This is a genomic window from Halegenticoccus soli (assembly GCF_002844195.1).
Taxonomy (GTDB): domain Archaea; phylum Halobacteriota; class Halobacteria; order Halobacteriales; family Haloferacaceae; genus Halegenticoccus; species Halegenticoccus soli.
Genome location: NZ_PEND01000003.1, coordinates 203422 through 226703, shown reverse-complemented (window position 1 = coordinate 226703; position 23282 = coordinate 203422). Strand labels below are relative to the sequence as shown.

At 58.3% G+C, this 23282-nt stretch carries 20 protein-coding genes and 1 pseudogene; 13 read left to right on the top strand and 8 right to left on the bottom strand.

The features are described from left to right. Positions 1-107 precede the first annotated feature (107 nt). Positions 108-1607, bottom strand: coding sequence for an aldehyde dehydrogenase family protein (locus tag CNO20_RS09585; protein ID WP_101295929.1), 1500 nt, complete (start codon positions 1605-1607; stop codon positions 108-110). A gap of 146 nt (positions 1608-1753) precedes the next feature. On the opposite strand from CNO20_RS09585, the gene CNO20_RS09580 reads away from it, so the two are divergent. The 3 genes from CNO20_RS09580 (at position 1754) to CNO20_RS09570 (ending at position 4144) form a co-directional block, all read left to right on the top strand. Then, a complete protein-coding gene (locus CNO20_RS09580) occupies positions 1754-2839 on the top strand; it encodes a cupin domain-containing protein (protein ID WP_101295928.1) in 1086 nt (361 codons plus the stop codon). Between the two features lie 155 nt (positions 2840-2994). Further along, positions 2995-3177, top strand: a complete 183-nt coding sequence (locus CNO20_RS09575; protein ID WP_101295927.1) for a hypothetical protein — start codon at positions 2995-2997, stop codon at positions 3175-3177. Positions 3178-3268: 91 nt separating this feature from the next. Further along, positions 3269-4144 carry a fumarylacetoacetate hydrolase family protein gene (locus tag CNO20_RS09570; RefSeq protein ID WP_101295926.1) on the top strand — a complete coding sequence of 292 codons (876 nt, stop codon included), beginning with the start codon at positions 3269-3271 and terminating at the stop codon, positions 4142-4144. A 322-nt stretch (positions 4145-4466) separates the two neighbouring features. Here CNO20_RS09570 and CNO20_RS09565 read toward each other — a convergent pair whose 3' ends face one another. After that, positions 4467-6014 (bottom strand): class I adenylate-forming enzyme family protein, encoded by a 1548-nt coding sequence (locus CNO20_RS09565; protein ID WP_101295925.1) that lies wholly within the window; start codon positions 6012-6014, stop codon positions 4467-4469. A gap of 374 nt (positions 6015-6388) precedes the next feature. On the opposite strand from CNO20_RS09565, the gene CNO20_RS09560 reads away from it, so the two are divergent. Continuing rightward, positions 6389-7153 carry a UbiA family prenyltransferase gene (locus tag CNO20_RS09560; RefSeq protein WP_199174785.1) on the top strand — a complete coding sequence of 255 codons (765 nt, stop codon included), beginning with the start codon at positions 6389-6391 and terminating at the stop codon, positions 7151-7153. A gap of 1962 nt (positions 7154-9115) precedes the next feature. On the opposite strand, the gene CNO20_RS09555 is transcribed toward CNO20_RS09560, so the two are convergent. Together CNO20_RS09555 and CNO20_RS09550 are read right to left on the bottom strand one after the other, a co-directional pair. Then, positions 9116-9745, bottom strand: coding sequence for an alpha/beta fold hydrolase (locus CNO20_RS09555; protein WP_269844133.1), 630 nt, complete (start codon positions 9743-9745; stop codon positions 9116-9118). Positions 9746-9981: 236 nt separating this feature from the next. Continuing rightward, on the bottom strand, positions 9982-10806 hold the full coding sequence (locus CNO20_RS09550) for an alpha/beta fold hydrolase (protein WP_101295922.1): 825 nt from the start codon (positions 10804-10806) through the stop codon (positions 9982-9984). Positions 10807-10959: 153 nt separating this feature from the next. On the opposite strand from CNO20_RS09550, the gene CNO20_RS09545 reads away from it, so the two are divergent. From CNO20_RS09545 to CNO20_RS09515, 7 genes are all read left to right on the top strand, one after another. Continuing rightward, on the top strand, positions 10960-11757 hold the full coding sequence (locus tag CNO20_RS09545; protein ID WP_101295921.1) for a helix-turn-helix transcriptional regulator: 798 nt from the start codon (positions 10960-10962) through the stop codon (positions 11755-11757). A gap of 194 nt (positions 11758-11951) precedes the next feature. Beyond that, a complete protein-coding gene (locus tag CNO20_RS09540; protein WP_143423175.1) occupies positions 11952-12509 on the top strand; it encodes a hypothetical protein in 558 nt (185 codons plus the stop codon). A 68-nt stretch (positions 12510-12577) separates the two neighbouring features. Then, the gene (locus tag CNO20_RS09535; protein ID WP_101295919.1) at positions 12578-12895 is read left to right on the top strand and encodes a hypothetical protein; all 318 of its coding nucleotides are present in this window, start codon (positions 12578-12580) and stop codon (positions 12893-12895) included. A 736-nt stretch (positions 12896-13631) separates the two neighbouring features. Beyond that, entirely contained in the window at positions 13632-14165 is a 534-nt protein-coding gene (locus CNO20_RS09530; RefSeq protein ID WP_101295918.1) for a DUF7342 family protein, read from the top strand. Between the two features lie 8 nt (positions 14166-14173). After that, complete coding sequence (locus CNO20_RS24280; RefSeq protein WP_101295917.1) at positions 14174-14617, top strand: toxin-antitoxin system TumE family protein; 444 nt, start codon at positions 14174-14176, stop codon at positions 14615-14617. A 475-nt stretch (positions 14618-15092) separates the two neighbouring features. Further along, positions 15093-15464: a carboxymuconolactone decarboxylase family protein gene (locus tag CNO20_RS09520; protein ID WP_199174817.1), complete on the top strand. Its 372-nt coding sequence runs from the start codon at positions 15093-15095 to the stop codon at positions 15462-15464. Positions 15465-15634: 170 nt separating this feature from the next. Next, positions 15635-17545, top strand: a complete 1911-nt coding sequence (locus tag CNO20_RS09515) for a formate/nitrite transporter family protein (protein WP_101295916.1) — start codon at positions 15635-15637, stop codon at positions 17543-17545. Between the two features lie 100 nt (positions 17546-17645). On the opposite strand, the pseudogene CNO20_RS09510 reads toward CNO20_RS09515, so the two are convergent. After that, positions 17646-18313, bottom strand: a pseudogene (locus CNO20_RS09510) (DUF7509 family protein). A 110-nt stretch (positions 18314-18423) separates the two neighbouring features. Here CNO20_RS09510 and CNO20_RS09505 point away from each other — a divergent pair. Continuing rightward, positions 18424-18816: a winged helix-turn-helix domain-containing protein gene (locus tag CNO20_RS09505; protein WP_101295915.1), complete on the top strand. Its 393-nt coding sequence runs from the start codon at positions 18424-18426 to the stop codon at positions 18814-18816. Between the two features lie 36 nt (positions 18817-18852). Here the strand turns inward: CNO20_RS09505 and CNO20_RS09500 are convergent, their stop codons facing one another. From CNO20_RS09500 to CNO20_RS09490, 3 genes are all read right to left on the bottom strand, one after another. Next, entirely contained in the window at positions 18853-20199 is a 1347-nt protein-coding gene (locus tag CNO20_RS09500) for an amidase (protein ID WP_101295914.1), read from the bottom strand. Between the two features lie 487 nt (positions 20200-20686). Continuing rightward, positions 20687-20836 carry a hypothetical protein gene (locus CNO20_RS22955; protein WP_158237384.1) on the bottom strand — a complete coding sequence of 50 codons (150 nt, stop codon included), beginning with the start codon at positions 20834-20836 and terminating at the stop codon, positions 20687-20689. Between the two features lie 33 nt (positions 20837-20869). Then, a complete protein-coding gene (locus CNO20_RS09490; RefSeq protein WP_101295912.1) occupies positions 20870-21196 on the bottom strand; it encodes a Fic family protein in 327 nt (108 codons plus the stop codon). Between the two features lie 924 nt (positions 21197-22120). Between CNO20_RS09490 and CNO20_RS09485 the strand changes: the two genes are divergently transcribed. After that, positions 22121-23131: a hypothetical protein gene (locus CNO20_RS09485; RefSeq protein ID WP_143423174.1), complete on the top strand. Its 1011-nt coding sequence runs from the start codon at positions 22121-22123 to the stop codon at positions 23129-23131. Positions 23132-23282: the final 151 nt, after the last annotated feature.

The following is a 23282-nucleotide window of genomic DNA, read 5'->3' as shown; positions in this document are numbered from 1 at the left end:
GCAAGCGTCGGTGACGGCGTGGCGTTTCTGAAACTCGACGTTCCGAGAGAGGCGATGGGCGTCCCACCTCCCTCGCGGGACGTTCTTACTAGTTGCGGGTTAGCGGTTCAGAAGGGGAACTTGCGGGGTTCGTGCTGGAGCGAGATCCATTTTTTCTCCGTAATCTCGTCCAGAAAGTCCTCGCTGTTATAGCCGCCGACGCCGGAGGCGCCAGTGCCGCTGAAGGGGACGTGCGCCTCGTCGTTGATTGGCTGGTCGTTGACGTGGATCATCCCGGTCTCGATGCGATCGGCGATGCGTTTTCCCATGCCGATGTCGCCCGCTTGGACCGACCCCGAGAGACCGTACTCGGTCGCATTGGCAAGTTCGACAGCCTCGTCGACGTTCGAGAAGGGGATGACCGGCGCGATCGGACCGAAGTGTTCGTTGCAAGCGACGGCCATCTCATTGGTCACGTCCGAGAGCACCGTCGGAGCAACGACCAGCGAGTCGTTAACGCCCTCAAGTTCGACCGTTTCACCACCTGTTTCGAGCGTCGCTCCAGCGTCGACGGTCTCTTCGACGTAGCTGAGCATCTCGTCGCGCTGGGACTCGTCAATGATGGGACCAACGACAACCTCATCGTGAGCGCTGCCGACCGGGAGACCCTCTGCGCGATCGGTGAGTTTCTGGACATATTCGTCGTAGATATCCTCGTGGACGAGGTGTCGGTTGATGGAAATACAGACCTGTCCTTGGTGAACGAAGCTCCCGAACACGGCGGCGTCGATGGCGGCGTCAACGTCGGCGTCAGCGGTGACGATGTGGGCGTTGTTCCCTCCGAGTTCCATCGCGGCAACCGCAAGGTTCTCACCGGCGGCTGCAGCAACGCGCCGTCCGACCTCAGTCGACCCGGTGAACGCGATCACGTCGCTCTCAGGGTGGCTGGCGACGCGGTCGCCGATATCGGACCCACGTCCAGTAATGACGTTCAGTACCCCGCCGGGCAGTCCTGCCTCCTCGAACAGACGCGCGAACAGGAGTCCCCCGACGATGGGGGTGTTCGTCGCCGGTTTGAGCACCACAGCGTTCCCGGCGGCGATTGCGGGAGCGACCGCCCGCATCGAGAGGTTCAGCGGGAAGTTCCACGGCGAGATGACCGTGACAATCCCTTGGGGGACGCGCTGGACGATGTTCTCCTTGCCAGGGATGTTCGACACGACGTGTTCGCCCTTCAGCCGTCGCGGGAGCGTCACAGCTTCGGCAGCCTGGTCGGACGCCAAGTGAAGCGACGTCTCGCCCATCCCGCGAGTGCCGCCGGCCTCGTGGGTGAGCAGTCCGATTATCTCCTCATCGTGCTCATTCAGTAACCTGAGCAGCTCCTGGACGACTTCCTGACGGCGCGCCGGCGGCGTCTGTCCCCACTCCTCCTGTGCCGCGGCGGCTGCGTCGTAGGCGGCGTCAACGTCGTCCACGGTTCCGGCCGGGACCGTCGCGACCGTCTCGCGCGTCGAGGGGTCCTCGACGTCTATGGTCTCCCTACTGGCCGACCCACGCCACTCTCCGCCGATGTAGAGTCGGTTCCAGTCGGCATCGATACCGTATGCTGCTGATTGTCCTCGTGCCATACGATGTCATTGGACGAGTCGGTAATCAAGATTTGGAAAAACGGGATGGTTCGGACGCGCTCCGGAAAGAGGGCGAGTCGGATAAGTTCGGTCGCGCCACGAGAACCTCCAACACACTTATGGCGTTTCTTCCGGAAACAACTTCTATGGCACAGCAAGATCCTGAAGAGCGCATAGAACTGACTTCAGAGACCAGGCGTCTCCTCGAGGAGACGGACCTCCGACCGCTGTGGGAGGTTGAAGACACGATGGGGCACGTCTACGACGATCTCGAAGCCGACATCTGGAAGTGGGGCGACATCAAACAGGCAATCGATCACGTCGAGAGAGACATGCCGATAGAGGAACTCCCGCCGGGCTTCCAGCGGCGTGTCGCCGTTCCCATCAACACCGGGATGCAGAACGCCATCTCGAACACCATCTATGTCGGCGTCCAGACCGTCTCACCCGGCGAGACTGCGCCGTCGCACCGCCACGGGGCCAACGCCTTGCGCTTTACCATCGACGGCTCCGAAGACATGAAGACGGTCGTTGCAGGCGAGGAGTTCCCGATGGAGAACAACGACCTCATCACGACGCCGCAGTGGGAGTGGCACGACCACGTCAACGACTCCGACGAGACGGCGATGTGGCTCGACGTTCTTGATCTGCCACTCATTCTCGATTCGTTGAACTCGACGAACGTCTTCGAGAATCATGAACTCGAGCGTCAGCCTGTCACCAAGACCCAGGGCTACTGGGACTCCCAGTACGGGCACGCTCGTCCCGCCGGTGAGTCAAACGATGGGGGTATTCCGGGTCCGTTTGAAGGCATTCGCGAGCCGACGCCACCGTACCGATTCGGCTGGACCGAGATCCTCGAGACGCTCCGCCAACGTGCCGAAAACAACAACCCTGACCCCTACGACGGCTACAGCATGGCCTACGTCAACCCGACAACGGGCCAAGAGCCACTGTTTCCGACGATGTCGTTCCGGGCACAACTGCTCACCGAGGCGACGGAAGCGCACTTCCATAATGCCACGGAGGTCTTCTTCGTTATCGAGGGCAAGGGTACTACCCACGTCGACGGCGAAACGCTTGAGTGGGATCAGTGGGACATCTTCGTCGTGCCGCCGGACAAGCCTCATCACCACGACCCCGAAAACGACGAAGCCATCCTCCTCGGCATGACCGACCGTCCAGTGTTCGAGGCATTCAACTTCTACGCCGAGTCCGCAGCGGATCAGTAACCACGTCCACCTCTCGCAAACGGCGTTTCACCAGTTACCGAACATCGAGTGGGGTTCGTTGTCAGGTTCTCGGCATGCGATGTATCAGCTTCTTTCTGAACCCGGACGAGCAAAGGGGGAAATCCTTTATGAACTGGTGACCATACTGTGTTAATATGGCAGAGTTCGAGAACCCGTACGCTGAGCACGATCCGTTCGTTCAGGCGCACTTTGACTGTCTGGACTGCGGTGGGAAGCTCTGGGAATACGCGATCGACGGGCAGATGGTGTGCGAAGACTGTCGTAGCGTCTTCGAGTCCGAGGACGTCTTCGATGCCCAGATCCACGCCAGCGACTGAGTCCGTCCTCTCATATTCGTCGCAAGAGTGGTGCTGAAGCTCGATAGCCGAGAAAGGATGATTTATGTAGACGGACCACACTGGTCCCCGTATGCGACTCGTCAGATTCAACGACGATCGACTCGGTCTGCTGAATGACGGTGGCATCGTCGACGTCACCGACCGACTCGACCTTCAGACGAACGATCCACTGAAGGAGTACGCCCGCAAGGGCCTTGACGCGAGCACCTATGAGGACAAAGAGCCGGATTATCGCCGCGAGCAAGTGACGATTGAGTCGCCCGTCCGCCGCCCCGGCAAGGTAATCGCAGCGCCGCTGAACTACGAAAACCACGTCGAAGAGGCGTTAGCCGACAAAGATATCGTCACCGAAGAGTGGTTCACTATCGAGGACAAAGGCTACTTCCTCAAGGCTCCCTCTAGCGTCGTTGGTCCAGAAGATGGCATCGAACTGCCGTTCAACGACCGCCGTGTCGATCATGAGATCGAACTCGGCTTCGTCATGAGTGAGGACGTCAAGGATATCGAGAGTGACGACGTGTGGGACGCGATTCTCGGCTACACGATCCTTCTCGATGTCTCCGTTCGAGGTGATCAGGATCGATCGAATCGCAAATCGTACGACACCTTCACGGTTATCGGGCCGTGCGTCGCCACACCCGACGAACTCGACGACCCACACGACCTCGAGATGGAACTTCAATTGAATGGCGAGACTCGGCAGCAGGAAAATACGGGCGGGATGATTTACAGCTGTGCCGACATCGTCGAGTACGCCTCAATCGGAATGACCATCGAAGCCGGCGATGTCGTCACTACCGGGACGCCAGAGGGGGTTAGCGCAATAACCGGCGGCGACACGATCGACGCCACAATCGAAGACATCGGGTCGATGACCGTCGAGGTAACTGAACGCAACCTCGCATTCGCGGACGTGGACGTCAAGAAGAGCCAACAGAGCGACTGAGTGATTAAGTACTAGTAAGAGAGTTAGACTTCAAAGATAGTCAGACTTCATCACCGTTGATGGCAATTCAGAGGTAGCGTGAACGAGGATTTGAGCTCATTTTGGCTCGTTCGTTGAGATGAATTGGTTCACCACGTTTGGTTGATCTCATTCGTCACTTGGTGTCTGGTGATCTAAGTGTACGTAAGACTGTGATCAGGTTTAAACACTCAATGCCGTCGTCGGTGAACGACACGTCTACAACTGATTGTCGATGTCCCCTCTTCCGGGTGCGGAGGTTCGAATCGAACCCCGCTCCGTCACCTCATCGACTCCTCCGGATTCACTCGTCGAAGAATTTGACGACGATCGTCTCACGTTCGAGAGTTCCAGTATCAGTTCGTGGAAGCGGTTCGGTTGTCAATTCATACCGTCGCGGACGTTTGAAATCGGCCAGTTGGTCATGGTCTTTGCAGAATCGATCGAGTTCGTCGATGTCGAAGTTGGTCGATCCATTAGTATAGAGAACGCACGCGACTCGATGTCCCCACTGTTCGTCCTCGAGTCCAACTACAGCAGCCTCCTTTACTCCCTCGTAGGTCTCGAGAACATCTTCGATCTCCTCCGGATAGATGTTCTCACCGCCGCTGACGATCATATTATCAGTTCGTCCGACAATGTACAAGTAGCCGTCTTCATCGACTTCGGCACAATCGCCCGTCCGAAGCCAGCCGTCGACGTACGTTCGCTTGGTCGCCCCAAGATTATCTACGTATCCGTCACTCATACCTGGTCCGCGGGCGATTAGTTCTCCAGCCTCGCCTGGACTGACGACCGCCGTTGGATCGAATGCTTCCTCAGAGTCGGCAATTTCGACGACTCGAATTTCCCACGTGAACGATTCCTTTCCAATCGTTCCCGTATGGTCCTCCTGTGAGGATGGATGCGCGAACGTCAAATTTGGGCCACCCTCGGTCAACCCATAGGTGTTGTAGATGCCGTCGGTTAAGTGCCTGGACGCTTTTTGCACGAGCCGATCAGTTACGATCGATCCACCAGTTCGAATGTACGAGAGAGTCGTGACATCGTATTCCTCTACTGCTTGCGTCTCAGCCAATCTGTGTAACTGCGTCGGGACGGCAAGCAGCCCTGTCACGTCGTAGTTCTTCACAAGTCGAAGTGATTCTTCTGGATTAAAATCAGGCTGGAGGATGAGCGTCGCACCAGCTTGTAAGTGTGGAAGAATCCAGGCATCAGTCGTCACCATGTGGTACCACGGTGTCGTGACGAGTGCCGTGTCTCCCTCGTCGAGACCCATCTCCATAATCACCTGAGTACTCCCGTACCACATCTGTTCTTGGTCGAACAACACCGCTTTCGGCGTGCTCGTTGTTCCGCTCGTATAAAACACGCCGTGTTCGTAGTCTGGGGTCGGCTCTACTGGATTGGCAGATGACCCCGCAACGATCTCTTCGTATGCTTCAACATCGTCTCGGTTGATCGCCTTCTCTCCTGCGTGTATGCCAGTGTTGATCTCCGTTCGGTCGAGCACCTCGACTGCCTTCTCAACGTTCGCGTCGTCGAAGAGTAGCACCTTCGCCTCCGTCGGGCGGAGCATCGATGTGATGGCTCCAGGACTATCGCGGAACGGCAGCTGTACGTTCCCCACTCCTCGCTTCTGACTCGCGAGCATCGCTTCAATCGCCGTTGGGCCGGTTACCGCGAGCGTCGCGATTCGTCGATCAGCCGCGCGTTCGTTCAGTGCGTTCGCGAGTCGAGTCGTCCGTTCGCCCAGCTCTTCGTACGTCAGTGCCCGGTCATCGTCGGTGATGAATGCCGCTTTCGAGGGATGACACCGGACAGTTCGTTCAAACGCATCAGTGTACTTCATCAGTTGGGTCGCCTAAATGTGTTTCCTGTTACCGAATACATTAATGATTATGGTGCGCCTTTCAGCGGTCGATCAATTTACTCTACCTCAGTTCTCCACCGTGCGTTGCGAGTCTCTTCCTCACCCTCTGGTTATGTACCAAAATAGCCTGGATGCCGGCTCCTACTTATGGTCACCACAATCGGGCTTTTGGGAGTGTGGCTGTGGACGTGGATCTCTCCCTCCCTACACTGGAACCCGACCGATATATGACGCCTGCCACAAGATGATCGGGCGTGTACGATCGTTTGCACCGATTTCGATCTCACTTCGACAGACGGATTCGAGGGCTCTGGATCCACGTCCAACCCGTTTTTCTTCTCCCAGCGGTAGCAATGTCGTGGTTCGGTGCGCTCCTCGCAGACGACCTTTCGATTGCGACAGGGGTCGGACACAGTCTTGCGATCTGTCTTGCCGTATACGTTGCCCATCTCAAGGACGGGTACATCGATTTCTACACTCGAGGCGAGGACACTAGCAACCCTCTCACTCCAGCCGAGATCCACGTTGCAATTACCGTCTCAGCCGCCACATTCATGGGTTGCGTCGGGTTTCTTTGGATAACATCTGGAATCGTCGCAGCCGTTCTCACCATCCCAGTCGTCGTGCTTGCTCTCCTCCATGCCCCCTATCTTGATACGACTCCGGTCACCACGACCATTGATTATCCACTCGGTATCGCCTTTACGACGATGGGTGGGTATGCAGCGCAGACGAACTCGATGGCCTCGTCCGTTATCGCGGTGTCACTCATATTTTTCTTACAGCTCGCGGCGATCGGAGTGTTGCTCGATCTCCTTGATTACCCCCACGATCACCTCATTGCGAAGCGGACACTCCCGGTCGTACTCGGACGAGACCGTGCTAAACTTGTCACTTGGACTCTCGTCGCTGCAGCAGTCTGTCTGTTGGTCCTCTCAAGTGCCCTCGGAGTTTTTCCTCACTGTGCCGCCACAGCGGCTTCCCTCCCTCTCGGTGCCATGATGGTCTGTCTCAATCGCGGGTACGCGGCCGGCCGTGCTGTTTCGTTGTTCATCAAAACCACCTATGCGTTCGGCGGCGTGCTGTTTCTCACAGTTCGCCCCGGCCTACTCTGCTGAGTGAAAAAGTCGAGCTACGGGCTAGTTGTAGACGAGTCGAAGTTCGAGGAACAGCTCTAGCTTCAAGCGACTCGTTCAACTCGTCTGCAAGTGAAGAATCGGTGTCTAAGCCGATACTGCTCGTTTCCCAGACACCGTACCGATTTGTTCGAGACTGACGAGGTGTATGTGTGGTAAGTTCTTGACCACCCCGAGTCGGTCGGCGAGTCCGATCACTCCAAGTTGACTGGTTCGATTTTTAATTCGACAACAGCGAACAGCGCACCATCCAATTTAATGGAATGATCATGAAGTTCGTCTATTTTCCTGATGACCTCATATTACGGCACGAAGTAAGATATTTCTCCACTAATTCGAGTTTGGTTCTTAATAGAAAACGCTGATGTTCGCTGTCAGAGAACGTGATTAGGGGCCGGGAAATGAAGTTATCTTGGCGGCCGGTTCATTACAATCTTATGCTTGTAAGGCAAGTGCGACACCTAGTCACGGTCCCCCGGTCTGAGCTGTAGTGAGTTGATAAGAAGCAACTAGAAGATCGTAGACTGCTGTTCCGTCACAGCGAATGGTGCGTGAAGCCCTCAAGTAACAGATCTCTTTACGTGTCTTTGTGCAATTGATCGAACGGCTAAGAGACGATCATCAAGTGAAATTACGACTCAGCATCTGTGGACCGAGTGGGCGATATGGTATTCACGACCGTCGACGAAGCTCTGTGGACGTCGCTTGGCGTGATGGAGAGACAATCATCAATGATAACGAAATCTGCTGGCGGATCGGCCTAACGCGTTCATCAGCGGAGACGACTCTAACCTGCCTTGAGTCCATCAGATAGTTTATATTTCTGCGCAAGACAGTCGGCTAGTTTTGAATGCCACAGCGCTTCTCATACAGATACCGTGAAACCGCGACCTATCCAGGCAATCCGTGTCGTCAATAGTACTCCCAAATTGAATTCGGCAATAACGTGTGTCGAAATGGGGTTTGACCGTTGCACTGTCTGTCTAGTACGACCGCTAGCTTAGAACTATGTAGTAACGTGCTTTCCAGCGTCTCGCCTTTCCCTTACATATTCGGGACTGTAACGGGCCTTTAGTAAGGCATTGGAGTACTAGATTGTTAGAAACACGCTCATTATCGTTCCCTCATTTTGACACTTGATCCGCATGACGCCAGCAGTGTTATCACGCAACCATAATGGTTGTTCTCGACGTACACCTTACTACGTATATAATTAGACACTCCATAGCCAATCATAAGTGGGTGACATTAAGAAATATCTCGCGATTACAGCCATATGGTGCGTTATACCGTCGTATTTCCAGAAAACAAACCATTACTGTAGATATTCGTCTAAATTGCTCTCAATTCATAGCTAATGACGGAAAGTAGACGTAGATGGAGAGATACAACGCATAGATCTCTCTGTGTAAGGGCTACAGAGTTAGTAACATTTTTAGGGACAGTCGTTCTCCAATTTTTTCTAAGTAGATTCTTCTCACGCCAGATATTGCTGAGTGACTTTTTGAACTGATGAGGCACGAATTACCTAGGCGAGAAAATATTGATCTGCTTTTTACGGTAACCAACCATTGGCCTGTGAATGCGATCGTGGGGTTAAGCTAGAGCAGTCTCTCGGAGGTACTGATCTTCCCATTTATGACAGCCTTGGAGGGCACGATTGCGAGTTCGAGCTGCTGCTGGATGTGGGAGCCTGCCGGCCCCGCGTGGCTCTGAGGCGCAGTTCATCTGATTGCTCGGCGGTCGGCTTGGCCTCCGCGTCGGAGAGACCGCACACTTTCATACTCGTGGCTGGACTGGAACCGCAGGCTCATTCGAATCCCACAGCACGAACCGTGTGATTGTGGGTACTGTCAGCGACAGGCCCGCCAGGAAGCCGTTCACAACAACCAGCTCACCGAGTCCGATGCCGTCGTGTCCCGGTGGCACCCCAAGACCGTCGCCTCAGCTCGATCGATTCCATTCGACCTGGCTGGCACTTCCCGACGGGCCAACCGGCGGTTCGTTCTCTTCTCCCGGAGATCGAGCGATCTGGGCGAGGAAATCCTCGAGAGCCCCGTTGAAAAACCCGGGGTTATCCCATGGAGAGGCGTGGCCGGCATTCGGGACTTCCTGCACCGTCGCATTGGGGATCTCGGCAGCTAATGGCGGAGCATGACGGCTGATCACCGGTGATTCGTGTTCGCCATAGAGGATTAGCGTCGGGACGGTAATCGAGGCGAAATCGATGTCGACTTTGTGAAAGGACGTAACTGCCTGCAATGCGTTAACGGCGGCCGCTGTATCCATATCTGGAAACACCTCAACACGGAGGCTCGTGGTATTATCCCCCTCCAGTTTCCGTCCAGACCACAGCATGAGGCCCTTGGCTCGGTTGTACCCGACGAGGCGAAGGAACAAAATCAAGGTGTTCACTAACATGGTCCACTCGATGCGGTCCCGCCGGTTGACGAACGCCGGTGTGAAGGTATCGGCGAGCACGAGGCCGCTGAGACGATTGGGATATCGACTCGCGTAGACTTGGGCAATCGTCCCACCCATCGAGAGAGACCATACTAGTCGTTTCAGTGCCAACTCCCTCGAATAGGGGTTCGAACAGCCGGATGGATCTGTGCTCTGTATTCGGCACAGTCGTTGAAACTTATCATCGACTGAAGATCCCAACAGGGCCGCTCAGCGAGTCGGCGCTTAACGGACGGAGTCGGACAGTAAGAACGCCGGTTGTTTTCGGCGTACAGCGAAGCGCTAGGAGTCGTTTTCGGCGCCATATGGGTTCCAAGCTACCTCCGGTGCGTTCTGAAAGGAGAGTATCACGCTCGAAACGAGACTTCCGCGAGAAATTCTCGAACCGCAGTCGTGAAAAACGCGGGGTTATCGAGATTTGACGCGTGGCCACCGTCAGGCACCGCTCGAAGAGTGGCGTTCGGAAGTTTACTTCCTAACTCCACGGCGTGACGGCGGATGAACCCTACATCGTGTTCTCCATAGAGGACGAGTGTAGGGACGATAATCTCCGAGAAGTCGATCTCGGTCTCGTGGAAGCTGGTAAGCGCCCGGATTACCTTGGCGAACTCGTCGGTAGCCATCTTCGGCCCCTCTGCTCGAAGCTGTTCGATTTTCTCGTAGTCGCCGCTGACTCCCTCGCCTTGGATTCGCTCTTGGAGCCAGACCATGACCTTCTCGACTCGTTCATAGCCGACGAGGCGGACCAGCGGAATAGTAGCTTTCAACATCAGAAATTGGAGTCGTTCGCGCCAATCGAGTAGCTCTGGCGTGAATGTATCAGCGAGTACGAGCCCGGCGAGTCGCCCTGGGTATCTAGCCGCATACACCTGTGCGATACAGCCGCCCAGTGAGAGGCCGCAGAGCACGGGACGGTCGAGGTCCAACGCCGTGGTGAGCGCATGGAGGTCCTCGACGAACAGCTCGATAGAATACGGATCAGTCGTCGAGCCTCCAGTCCGGCCGTGTCCTCGAACGTCGTAGGCGATCGTCGTGTATTCGTCGCTGAGCGTCTCCAGTTGTGGCGTCCACTGGCTGTGGTCAACGATCGCCCCGTGAATGAACACAAGTGGTGGACCATCGCCACGGTGCTCGTAGTACGTCTCGATACCGTTTGTGTGAAGAGTCGGCATACGACTCCTTCTTTCGCTCTACTGTGGAAAATATACCCCTTGTACTGGACTGTCTAGAAGGCAATTGTACCCGGAGAGGAAGTGGTTTTCCGTCAAGCTCGATCGTGCAGAGGAGCGCCAAGACATATTCACGTGGTCGCAGTATCGAACCGTATGACCGCGCTCGACGACGTTGCCTTCCTCGCTCGCTCGCCGAGGCGCGTGAGGGTGCTCGAAACGCTAATCGAGGGCCCGCACACTCGTGCAGACCTGCAGGAGGCGACCGGCGTGCCGCGGGCCACGGTCGGGCGGATCGTCACCGAACTCGAAGCGAGAGGGCTGGTGACCAGTCACGGAGTAGATTACCGCGCCTCGCCACTCGGCGAGTTGCTCGCAGGGGAGTTCCTTTCGTTGGTCGAAACGGCAGAAACCGTCGACAAGCTGCGTCCAGTGATCGAGTGGCTCCCAGTCGAGGAATTCGACTTCTCACTCGAACACTTCGCCGACGCCACGATCACATTCCTGAAACAGAGCGACACGACCGCGCCCGTCGAACGAGCCGCCGCCCTCGTTGAGAACGGGGATTGTGTGCGTATCCTCGCGTTCGGATCTGCACCTCAGGTGATCGAAGCAGCCTGGCGAACGACGGTTCACGGGACACAATCGCTCGAAATTATCTTCGCTGCTAGTACCCTTGCTGAACTGTTAGCTGACTCGGAACTCGAATCCGGACGATGGTTGCGCGACCTTGCGCGCTGTGAGCGAGGAGCGGTGTTTCGGTATGACGGTGTGGTTCCATACAACATCGCAGTCATCGACGACACGGTCGGCTTCGCACTGGTCGACGAGTACGGAGCGCCGTCGGCACTGATCGAAACCGAGGACGAGGCGATCTACGCGTGGGCTGAGTCGACGATCAATACCTACCGACACGAGGCCGAACCACTCGATCCTGACGAGCTTCCGTCGTGAGGCTCACATCGTGAGCGAATCTCACGAGGTAACATGATAAGATGTCAGCGCCAAGAGATCCCTCGTGAATCATCACACCCTGGTGATGAGTGTGATCAGTTTCACGCTCTGGAGAAATTACCATGTCTCAATACGAACGGCAGCAACGACAACCTGAAACCGCGAGTCGACACACGTGGTGGCGCTGGAGCGCAGTGAGCGCCACGCTGGGCGGGATTTTGACGGCTGTAGTCAATCTATACTTGTTCACCGTGTTGAACCCACAGGAGTTCGCGCTGGTCGAACCTCCCGGGATTCTCGGGGGAATTTTCCTGGCGCTCGGATTGCCGGCATTGTACGCGAGTGAACATCACTGGTTTGGCCGACTCGCAACGGTCGGATTCTGGGTCATGGCTGTCGGGTGGATCGGTGCAACCATCGGGCTCCCAGTGGCTACCTACGGTCCAGGGATCGCGTTCCTCGCGACCTTGCTGGGGTGGCTCATCGCGATGCTCGGCGCGCTCATGTTTGGCGTGGCGATCTTGCGCACTGACGCCGCGACGGTCCCTCGACTCGGCGCTTGGCTCTACGTCGCTGCACTGCCCGTCGGTCTCCCGCTTGCCATCGGGTTCACCACCTACGTGATGGGCCAGGGCGCTGATCCGTGGGCCGGACCACTGCTGTTCTACGGCCTCGCCTGGATCGTCTTCGGACGCTCTCTCCGGAGAGCGAGCGAAGCGAAGGACGCCACGACGGAGATCGCGAACGCATAAGCACAGCACCACGAGAACACACAGATGGCTCAGGACGCGGCCCGTTCACGTCGACTCGACGCCGGTTTATGAGTGTCATCGGTGCCGGAGCGACGTTCTCGGCGACAAGCGGCCTTGCTCGTGCCCAGCGCCAGAATGAATCGAATTCGGACTCAGAGTCGGACGCCGCTATCGTCGACACCATTGCCAGGGAGCTGTTCGGCGGAGCGGTCATCCGTCCACGCTTCGGATACACCGCTCTCAGCGGCGAGAAACCACCTATTGAGCTCGACTACGATATCGAACTCCGGATGCGCACGCGGACTGGTAACGGACAGCTGGGGTTCTTCTTCGAGCCGACGGGTCTATCTGTCATCTACTTTGTATCGATAACCCTTCAGTATTGACATCCTCCCTGCGCTAAAGCGCGAGGATTCCTTCCTGGGGCCGTTCGAAACGGCTTCGCCGTTTCGTGATGACGGGAGAGCTCCGTTCTCCCGAACCACGTCGAGCCGCCCAACGCTACCCCGAAGGCAACTTCCTCTCCCCGCGTGGAGAGTACCGGGTTCGTGCGCTACACGTCGGCCCCCGAAACGAGGGTATGGCGTATTCGGCGTCCGAGATGGACGCGGTATCCGCTTGTGCCGTACCCGATACCGCTTCACCGCGAAGCGTCCGAATACCGAGCAACCACCCACGGTTGGAACGTGGGCGGACACGGGTCGTACCATCGACCATACTCCGCCGACGAGGGCGGAGTGTAACCGCGAACGGGGCGTGTTTTAGATGCTGTCGCCCCCTCGTTTGCGCGGTCGCTGCCGACCGTCTCCAGTGACGGGTAGGGGTACTGTGAGGACGGCGAACGAGTCTCAACCACGTAACTACTCGAATGTACGCTCGCACGTCGGCACGCTCGACCCGCTGTGTCGAAGTACCGCTCAAGGTGACTGATCGCTGGTTACTCACTGGAGTTGATCAGTGCCCGCAATCTCCCCTTGTGTACCGCATTAATGTCTCAAGGTTTGAGAATTAGGATGGTTCCGCGGTGCCATCTGCCGTCCGGCGACGGGAGAGGGTGTTGATCGAAGTGGGGAAACTATTCCCCGAAGCAAGAACTATATCCTTCGTCACGTAAGGTCGCGTATGTCCGATCCTGTGTCTCCGGATGGCCCCCCACCATTCGAGAAGGCGTTCCGTGGTGACGACGTCGAACAACGGATCTACGGAACGATCCTCCAGATCCGCAAGTCTGCGACGGCGAGCGCTATCGCCGAACGAGCCGAGTGCGATCCGAAGACAGCCCGGAAATACCTGGGCTGGTTCGCCGACCTCGGCATCGTCACGCGTCATGACGGCCACCCGGCCACCTATGAGCGCAACGACGCGTACTTCAAGTGGCGACGCGTCAACCGACTCGCGACCGAACACACCGTCGAGGAACTTACGGAGCGCGTCCGCGAGCTGACGACGCGGATCGACGATTACGAGGACGTATACGACGCCGCGACGCCAGCTGCTGTCGATGCTGTCGCCGTCGCAGAGGCGAGCAACGAACGGACGATCGACGACGTATACAGTGACCTCGGCGATTGGGCGACCGCACAGCAAGAGCGCGAGCGCTACGAACGCGCCCGCCAGCAACGCGCTCGCGTCGAGACCGAACAGGCATCTAGGTAGCCACATCGATGGTGCCACCAGCTGGCGATGGGAGCAGCCCTGCCCCTATCGACCGCCTAATCCTCGAGTTCCTCCAGACACGTCTGCGGGCGACACGGCAAATCGAGCAGGCGATCATCACGGACGCCAACGGGTATCTCGAACTTCACGTCCGGTTCGCATCGCCGTACTCCCCCCCGACTGTCGACGAGGCGACGCTACTTGTTCGCTGGTATACGAACGACGACTTCAAAATCCACTATCGAGAGGTGCATCCAGATCAGGCTTGGGAGTGCCGGTGGGATCGACATCCGAACCCTCACAATACACGGGATCACTTCCATCCCCCGCCTACGGCCCCGACAGCTGGCGAGAATACCTCCTGGCCAACGGATCATCGCGACGTACTGAGGCTCGTTCTCAGCGAAATTGAAGACCGGATTACGACGCTCTGGAATGGAGATGAGAGCTAGTCTCGTTCTCATAGTCTCCACTCTCTGTCAGGTGACTAGGGAGGTCGAGAAAAGTCATCCCGCCGAACGAGGAGATGACCTGGGCAGTCTCTCTACTAACCCACACGACGTCGGAAGAATAAGTGTGGGTTAGTCAAGCGATTGAGGATGCGGTTCGGGCACGAGAGCTTCGTAACCCTGCATCTCCTGCTCTGTTAACTTCCGGTTCGAATGGATTTATCCATCAATGATATCCTCTGACGGTCGTGCTGTATACAAGGCGCGTATTGTTCGCAGAGCTAACCTCCAAGCAAAGACAGAACTAAACCAACACATAGCGGTACGTAGGGAGGCTTAAATTGAATCGAATTGACGTTTTTGGCAAGCTACATGCTATATGCTGTCGACTTACATACTGCACCTCCTACCGCCGAGAGAGATGGCGACGGGAGGTGAAGGTGGTTGGTCCATGGTATCGGAAGCCACACAGCAAGAGATGGAGGAAATGCTCGGTCAAGTACCCAGCTGGATGGAGCTACTCGCAGACCCGGCGAGCGAACACAGTTGGGGACTGTTTCGCGATCTCGAAGCCGGAGAGACTGACCTGTCCGCACGCGAGAAAACGCTCATCGGCGTCGGCGTGGCAGCCGCTATCAGCTGTCCTTACTGCACCTACTTCCACAAAGAGGATGCACGGCTAGAGGGCGTCACGGAGGATGAACTCGAGGAGGCGGTCAACCTCGCCAGCGTCACGAAGTACTTCTCGACGATTCTCCACGGGAACGAGGTCGACATAGACGACTTCGTCGCCGAAACAGACGAGATCGTCAAGCACGTCAAAGAACAAGAAGCTGCGGCAGACGACTGACGCAACCGACACGAGGGAGGAAATTCCTCTCTGTCGATATTTTGCTGAATACAATCACTATACGCAATCCGAAGGAATCCGGCCGCTGTATGCAGCAACCCTGTTGCTCTCCGCCTCGCCGCAGACCACAAAACTACTTATCGCTCCCTCGAAAGGACGTATACACGGAGATGGCCAGCTCGCACTCCGACCCCACGCCCGCTGACGAGCCTGAACCCGACGAGAAGCAGGAAGACGACGTGCTCACCGATCAGTTCTCCACCGACGAGGTCTACCAGCGGGTGGTCGCTGACGCCGACCATGAGATCACCTCCGGGACGCGGGAGCTGTTCTTCAGCGCGCTGGCTGCCGGCTTCGCGATCACCGTCACCTTCCTGCTGTACGCTTCGGTGACGGCGACCACCGAGACGAAGATCGTCGGCGTCCTGCTGTACCCGCTGGGGTTCATTTACATCATCATTGGCGGCTACCAGCTGTACACGGAGAACACGCTGCCGCCGGTGGCGCTGACCCTGGAACGGCTGGCCTCGGTCCCTACGCTGCTCCGCCACTGGCTGATCGTGCTCTCGGGTAACTTCTTGGGGGGCGGTCTCGGGGCGCTGGCACTGGCCTACGGTGGGGTGTTCGACGACGCCACCGCGGAGGTCGCGATCGGCTTCGCGGAGAAGGGGATTGCCACCCCTGCCTCTACCCTGTTCGTCAAGGCCGCCTTCGCCGGGCTTATCGTCGCCGGCGTGGTCTGGATCAACTTCGCCGCCCGGGATACCATCTCCCGGCTGGTAGTCGTGTACTTGGCCTTCTTAGCCATCCCCATGGGTAACTTGTACCACGTCGTGGTTTCGTTCACCGAAGTGGTCTACCTGGCGCTGGTCGCTGGCGCCAACCCGGTGCCCGCGCTGGGTGGATTCGTACTGCCGGTACTGGTGGGCAATACGCTCGGCGGGGTAGTGCTGGTAACGGTGGTCAACTACTACCAGACCTCCGACCGACGCCTGGAGATCGACCGCTTTCAGAACGTCCGTCGGCTCTCGGTCCGGGAGTGGCTGGCAGGCTCGCTGGCAGGCCGCTCGTACGTCCCGGTGATAGACACCGTCGAGGAGATCGTCCGCGATCCAGAGACCTACCGCATCCTCGTCCCCATCGCTAACCCACGGACCGAAACCGGGGTTGTACGGCTGGCCTGCCAGCTGGCCGGCAGTCACAAGAAGGGGAGGGTTCACGTCGTCCACGTCGTCCAGGCGCCCCGACGTTGGTCCCGGGACACCGATCGCCCACAGTGGGACCGGATCACGCGCGAATCCAAGCGGCTTCTGGAGGACACCCGCCGGATCGGTACCAAGTACGAAGTCACCCTCGAGACCTCGACCGTGGTCAGCCCACGGTCGTTCGAAGAGATTTTCATCCTGGCCAGACGGACCAGTCCCGACTTGGTGGTGATGGATTGGGACCGGGAGGGCCTGTGGAGTTCGGCCCGCGCGGAGCGCCCACTGGACGAACTGACTAACCGACTGCCCTGTGACTTCCTGATAGCCAACGACCGCGGGCTCGACCCCTCGCGGATTCTCCTGCCGACTGCCGGTGGCCCCGATTCCGACCTGAACGCGGAGGTTGCCCGAGTGCTCCGGCAGGTCGCGAACGCGGAGGTCGAGTTGCTCCACGTCGTCGCCGACGAGGCCGACGAACGCGCCGGGGAGGCGTTCCTCCGGAACTGGGCCGAAAAGCGCGGCCTCGAGGACGCAGCGATCACCGTCGACTCCGGCGACATCGAGCAGGCCATCGCCCGGGCGGCCTCCGACAGCACGATGCTCATGATGGGTGCAACCGAGAAAGGCCTACTCTCCCGACTGGTCCAGGACTCGCTCCACTTGGAGGTCATCAACGACGTGGACTGCTCGGTGCTGTTGGCCGAACGGCCCTCCGCGCGGTCGATCCGCGAACGACTGTTCGGCTCCTCAATCCGGGAGCGCCGCCCTGCCCGGGCGTTCCGGGACCGTGTCGAGGAGGCCGTCGGCTCCGAGTCTCCCGAGGCCGCCGAACCCGCCCAGAACGAGGCCGAGCAGGATCAGGAAGCTGGGATGTGACGCCCCGATTGCTTCCGACCGATACCTCAGAAGGGCGACGCCCACACGCTTGACTGCGTTCGATCCATTGACCATCGACGGCTTCTTCTCGGCGCGCGCTTCAGTCGAGGCGGTCAAGCGAGCCGTAGAGTTCCTCGTTCTGAATGTGGGTGCAGAACTGTGCGCAGAGCCGACAGCAGTCGGCGGCGTCCGTGAACGCCCGGACGCTGGCGTCCCAGCGTGCGTGGACTGACCCGAGCATCGCACTCCGCACCGATGGTTCGGTCGCGACCATCATCCGTCGGGTGCGTTCTGGTGGCGTGGCCTCGGCCGCTGGCCCCTGCATGCCGTCGCCCGACAGCAGGTCCTCGAGGACACTCCCGATCTCGATACCGACGCCGAGATTGTCGCCCACCTGTGGCGCGATGAAAATGGTCACGTTGCTCGCCCGCGCGAAGGCGATACTCTGCGTCGCGGCGTCCATCTCGTCGAGTGGGACCCCAACGTCGATTGCGAGGAAGGCGTTGAAGCCGCGGTCGCCGAGACAGTCACGCGTCTCCTGGAGGAGCCGCAAGACCTCGTCCTCGGCGTACTCACCGCTGGCCTCGTTCCACGTCACGAACGATGGAACGTCGGTCTCGACGTCGGCGTCCGCTGGTAGCAGCGCGTCGACGTCGAACGTCCGGTACGGGCCCATCAATAGACGAGAAACTGCTCGCGCCGGACTGGGGGAAGGGCATCCGAGTCACCGACCGCCCGAGGGAGAGTGTCGATAATCCGATTCCGCATTCGCGTCGCCGATTCGGAACGATTACTTATAAATACGGGTGTTTTCAGGAATCCTCTACTAGAGAACGACCAAGTACGTGGCGCTACACCACTCGAACCGAGGCATCCCAATGGCTGAAACCGACCGCCGCCCGACCGACGAAGTCCGCCAGCCGGAGCCCCCGCTTCCCGAGGAGAGTGGGCTGACGCTCGAGGAGCACCTCGCAATGCAGCGGGCGATCGGGCACCCGACGCGGTTTCGCATCCTGCGGACGCTCGTTGCCAACGACGAACTGAGTGCCGCCGAACTCAAGTCTGCGGTCGACGTCGAATCCCATAACTTCCACTACCACCTCGACGAACTGGTCGACGTTGGGCTCGTCGACAAGCGCCAGCGACGGACCGCCGACAGCCGGGGGTTCTATACGTACTACCGGCCGACCGCGATGGGACGAGGCATCCTCGAGCACGGCGTCGAAGAGCTGATGCGCCGGGAACGCGGGTTCAACGACGCGTATTCGTAACCAGATCTCGCACGCCTGAGCATGCCATTGAGCGCCTTAGGTGAGACTGGACTCGTCGAGCGTGGCCTCCATCTGCTCGGCCCACGCAAGCAACCGCTCGTCTTCGCCGAACGCGCCGGCGCACTGCAGGCCGACCGGGAGGTCGTCGACTGAGCCGCCCGGAAGCGAGACGGCAGGTACCCCCGCGTGGGTCCACGGTAGGTTCATCACCGGATCGCCGGTGTCGTCGATCCCTTCGGGCGCGGGACCCGGGGCCGACGGACTGAGCCACACGTCGATGCCTTCTTCGACCATCGTATCGGCCAGCTTCGTGCGGAGGTCGCGCCGACTTGCGCGCCCGTCGGCCAGCTCGTCGACCGAAACCTCCCACCCGTCGCGAAGCAGGTCGACGGTGCCCTCGGCGTACTGGGCCCCGTACTCGTCGTACCACTCGGCGTGCGCGAGCGCGGCTTCCGCCGCGACGAGCCGGGTGTGACGCTCGTTGAGCGCCTCGATGTCCTCGAACAGTTGGACTCGACGCACCTCGTACCCGGCGCTGGCGAGCGCGTCGACCTGCGCCTCGAACTGTTCACGTCCAGCCTCGGACGCCTGCGAGAGGTACCGACCCGCCGGTACACCGAGCACGGGGGACCCGTCCCTGCCTGCCTCGTCGGTCTCCCAGCCCTCGCAGAGTACCGACGCGGCCAGCCGCATATCCTCGACGCTCCTGGTGAACGCGCCGACGTGGTCGACCGATTCGGCGAGCGGGAGGACTCCATCGATGGGGATGCGCCCGTAGCTCGGTTTGAAGCCGACGATCCCACAGAACCCCGCGGGCCGTATGACTGAGCCGATGGTCTGGCTCCCGAGCGCGAGCGGCGTCTCGCCCGCCGCGACCGCAGCTGCCGACCCGCTACTGGAGCCGCCGGGCGTGTGGTCAGGGTCGTGAGGATTTCGCGTCGGTCCCGGTTCGAAGTACGCGAATTCGGTGGTGACCGTTTTACCGAGCACCAGCGCGCCGGCCTCTCGGAGCGCGGAGACCGCACTGGCTTCTGCGCCGGTGAGCTCCGCAATCGGCAAGTCGGAACCCGCTCGCGTCGGGAGTCCGCCGACGTGGAAGATGTCCTTGACGCCGACCGGAACGCCGTACAGCGGCGGGCGGTCGCGCGGCTCTGGATAGCGGTCGCGGAGCGCCGCCGCGTCCGCGGTAAGCCGGTCGTGTCGGTCGGACTCGGCCACGAACGCGCGTACGGTCGGCTCGACCGCTTCGGTGCGGTCGTACAGTTCCTCGGCATAGGCGACAACGTCACGCCGGCCTGATCGTAGTCCCGCTGCGGCCTCGGCGAGACCCGCAGCGTCAGTATCCGCGGGTATCTCGCTCGGTGCACCATGCTCGTCAGGCATCGATAGGCCCGACCACGTGTACGGACGTGATTAACATTGTGCTGCCGGCCTTCAACCAGGGTTGAGTCAACCACTTTGACATCCTCATCGCCCTAAAGGGCGAATAACCTCCGGAATACTTGGGCGGGTCAAGCGTGTCGTAGAATCCATCTCATAGCTTGAGCTTCTCACGTCCCGGACCGTCTCCTCGCCCACCAGAGTGAGGGGATTCACGAGCGGGTCGGTAGATTTGCGGCGTCTCAGTCGACGACGATAGTCTCCGCGATTGTAGTACTAGACGTGTTGAGATCCGGTCACGGGTCGTGACACGGAGTTGCGCTGGGCAAACAGACGATTCTGCGTGCTACTGTGTATCGTGTGCTTCCCGCACCGTCCCTTCCAATGGTGCATCGCTGACATCTAACGGAGAGCTCTCCAACCACCCTAATTGCGAGACGAACACCTTGACAGCGGGGAGCGCTTCTTGCAGCTGGTTACTATCTCGTGGCTATTCGCGAGCGAGCTTCTCGTACGTCTCACGGTTTTCCTCTCGCTCACGACGCGCGAGTTCAAGCTGCGCCTCCACGCGGACATCCTTGTCGTCACTACGTGCGAGTTCCCGAAGGCGCTTCTTGTCGTCCGTTTCGAGGCTGGACATGAGCTTACTCTCCCATAGGTGGGCCATCTGTATTTACTCTTTGTTCGTGTGCGCTTCGAGGTACGATACAACCTCATCGATATCGACGCCTTCTGCATCTCTCCCGAATGCCTTGAGGGCTGTACGTTTCTTGCCATCGGCGAACGGATGTCGTGCTACGAGTAAGCGCATGAGATGGACCGCTTTCTCGTGAATTGTTTCCGGTGCTTGCCCGAAGTATCCCTCGGAGACATATGTGACAGCCGCTTCTATCGCACCCGGTGAATGGACCCCGGAGTCTGTTACATCACTTTCGGACACAATTTCAGCGTGGAGCCCATGAATCACGTCCGCCTCCGGGTAGACGATCTCGTCGGCCATTCAATCGGTTATATTCTCGCGTTTAAGAAGAACTCCGCGATTCGTTGTTTGGACTCCTGATGAGTGGTAGAGTGAGACAGTAGTTTTACGAGTGAACAGACCCACTTCTTTTCTGAAAACAATCGTTTCAGAGGTTGGGTTATAGAGGGGAATTTTTCTGCCAATTTGATTTTATGAGTTATACATAAATGAAAGAATTAGTTGAGAGTGAAGCGGGCGATCTCCCGGATCACACGCACTGTGATGGGCGAGGGAGTCAAGGATCCTCTGCGCTGCCGCTGGCGTCTTTATCTCCTTTAGGCGAGATCATCTCGACGTTTAGGGCCGGCGTGAATCGCCACGCGGGTCGAACCTGTCCAGACCGGCAGACTGAGGCGTTCTCCGAACGTTTTTTGCCCATTCGACGTGGCATGTCCGCGCCCATACCGCGACAATCGGGCAAATTCGGGTCCCCGGCTGAAGCTCGATGGTACCCTAGCGGGATACGTCAGATACCGACGCTAAACACCCAAGGACCTCCGAATCTCAGCAATCGAAGTGAACCCACGGTCGTCTGGAACCCAAACGGCCGACCAACTGCGGCTCAGAGACAGGAGTAACGGGGCGTGGCACTCCTAGCACCTCGTCAGTGTGCGACCCTGCAAACACCCACCTCAGCAAGACCGGTCTTGTGGGATGCTCTGTCGTTTATGACGGAGAGGATATCACGCGCGGAGTGACCGAGAATGGTTTCAATGTCCTGCAGACAATCCTCGTGTGACCGTTTCGCGTACTTCAGTAAACGCGGGAAACCATACACCTTTCTCGGAGGCTAAGTGGTGACGTTGGGGATAGCGGTGGGAACTGTCTACCGACAGTGTCAATCCATTTATGTTCTTTGCTGACGTTGTTTGCTAGCAGTTGCCCCGGCAGGTGGTGAGATTCATGGGAACAAAGACACACGTAGAAAGGAGGTCAGTACATTGGAGGGAACCACTAACGAGGACGATTCAACGGTTGACCGGTGTAACAGGGATCCTCCGCAATGCAGTACTGCTCCTTCTGCACGCCCTCACCATGCTGTTTTCATCGAAACGACACCAGCGATTGATTGTCTTTTCAGTCGTGTATATTGGGCTATTGTTAGTAGGTGTGTCGTACCTCTTAACGACACACATCTCTGTAGTGGTCATCCCCCTCACCGGGCGAATTGAGACGATGGATTATTTCCATGCGTTGGTAGCTATCCTTTCCGCACCTGTATTCGGGATAGCCGTCGAGATCTCTCGAGAGTATTTAAGTGATGGACACGCGCACCTACCACGAACCAGCTGGGTCCACCGGACCGCCGTCGGCGTTGAGATCATTGCGATACTGCTCTCACTGTACTTCGTGACGGATCTTCTTATCGAGGCGCTGCTCGGCCCGGTCGTCGTCCTCACGAGAAACATTTGGATAGGCATCGCCGGACCAACCATTGGAGAACGACTTGCCCTCCACGAATTTGTAGCGTCGATGGCGGGGTTCTACCTGTGGGGTGCAATATTTTTCTACTACATCCGTCGCGAACGGCTCAGTGATTTGCTCCCGCTGACGAAATACTCGGGTGTATTCTTCAGCCGAGACTACGCCGTCCTCGGACTAGCTATCACGCTCTCTGGGTTCGGCTCAGTGTTTACCCGCTTCTGGTTCGTAAATCTCGTCATAGCTCCTATCTACTCAGCAGTTGAAGCCATAAACCCGACTATGGGGTTGGTATTCGGAGTCCTCTCGCTAACGCTTGCAGATACGCTCGTCTATTTCTGTGTTTTCTTCATCCCCCTTTGTTTGGTCGGGATGACCGCCCGATCGGTCGAAAAATTCACTACTCAATGGCCGTGTCTATGCGATACGACGGTTCAAACGGACCTCTCCGACTTTGCGTCGGAGAACCCTCCCTCGTCACGGAGTGGGTAGAGAACCCTTTCGGGAGGTCGAGTCCGTAAGACCGCTTTGTGGACTGTCTGCCCCTTACGTCAATTTATTTATTATTTCGTAGTGCGTTATCTACTAGCGGTTGTCATTACAGCCGATGAGATTCATGGCAATACAGGCCCGCACACCGCCG

What these genes read in the sequence shown, in the direction of transcription:
- CNO20_RS09530 (WP_101295918.1), top strand. Translation starts at nt 13,632, where the DNA reads ATGTCCGATCCTGTGTCTCCGGATGGCCCCCCACCATTCGAGAAGGCG.
- CNO20_RS09565 (WP_101295925.1), bottom strand. Translation starts at nt 6,014, where the DNA reads ATGAAGTACACTGATGCGTTTGAACGAACTGTCCGGTGTCATCCCTCG.
- CNO20_RS09585 (WP_101295929.1), bottom strand. Translation starts at nt 1,607, where the DNA reads ATGGCACGAGGACAATCAGCAGCATACGGTATCGATGCCGACTGGAAC.
- CNO20_RS22955 (WP_158237384.1), bottom strand. Translation starts at nt 20,836, where the DNA reads ATGTCCAGCCTCGAAACGGACGACAAGAAGCGCCTTCGGGAACTCGCA.
- CNO20_RS09545 (WP_101295921.1), top strand. Translation starts at nt 10,960, where the DNA reads ATGACCGCGCTCGACGACGTTGCCTTCCTCGCTCGCTCGCCGAGGCGC.
- CNO20_RS24280 (WP_101295917.1), top strand. Translation starts at nt 14,174, where the DNA reads ATGGTGCCACCAGCTGGCGATGGGAGCAGCCCTGCCCCTATCGACCGC.
- CNO20_RS09515 (WP_101295916.1), top strand. Translation starts at nt 15,635, where the DNA reads ATGGCCAGCTCGCACTCCGACCCCACGCCCGCTGACGAGCCTGAACCC.
- CNO20_RS09490 (WP_101295912.1), bottom strand. Translation starts at nt 21,196, where the DNA reads ATGGCCGACGAGATCGTCTACCCGGAGGCGGACGTGATTCATGGGCTC.
- CNO20_RS09520 (WP_199174817.1), top strand. Translation starts at nt 15,093, where the DNA reads ATGGAGGAAATGCTCGGTCAAGTACCCAGCTGGATGGAGCTACTCGCA.
- CNO20_RS09505 (WP_101295915.1), top strand. Translation starts at nt 18,424, where the DNA reads ATGGCTGAAACCGACCGCCGCCCGACCGACGAAGTCCGCCAGCCGGAG.
- CNO20_RS09580 (WP_101295928.1), top strand. Translation starts at nt 1,754, where the DNA reads ATGGCACAGCAAGATCCTGAAGAGCGCATAGAACTGACTTCAGAGACC.
- CNO20_RS09570 (WP_101295926.1), top strand. Translation starts at nt 3,269, where the DNA reads ATGCGACTCGTCAGATTCAACGACGATCGACTCGGTCTGCTGAATGAC.
- CNO20_RS09500 (WP_101295914.1), bottom strand. Translation starts at nt 20,199, where the DNA reads ATGCCTGACGAGCATGGTGCACCGAGCGAGATACCCGCGGATACTGAC.
- CNO20_RS09575 (WP_101295927.1), top strand. Translation starts at nt 2,995, where the DNA reads ATGGCAGAGTTCGAGAACCCGTACGCTGAGCACGATCCGTTCGTTCAG.
- CNO20_RS09560 (WP_199174785.1), top strand. Translation starts at nt 6,389, where the DNA reads ATGTCGTGGTTCGGTGCGCTCCTCGCAGACGACCTTTCGATTGCGACA.
- CNO20_RS09550 (WP_101295922.1), bottom strand. Translation starts at nt 10,806, where the DNA reads ATGCCGACTCTTCACACAAACGGTATCGAGACGTACTACGAGCACCGT.
- CNO20_RS09485 (WP_143423174.1), top strand. Translation starts at nt 22,121, where the DNA reads ATGGGAACAAAGACACACGTAGAAAGGAGGTCAGTACATTGGAGGGAA.
- CNO20_RS09535 (WP_101295919.1), top strand. Translation starts at nt 12,578, where the DNA reads ATGAGTGTCATCGGTGCCGGAGCGACGTTCTCGGCGACAAGCGGCCTT.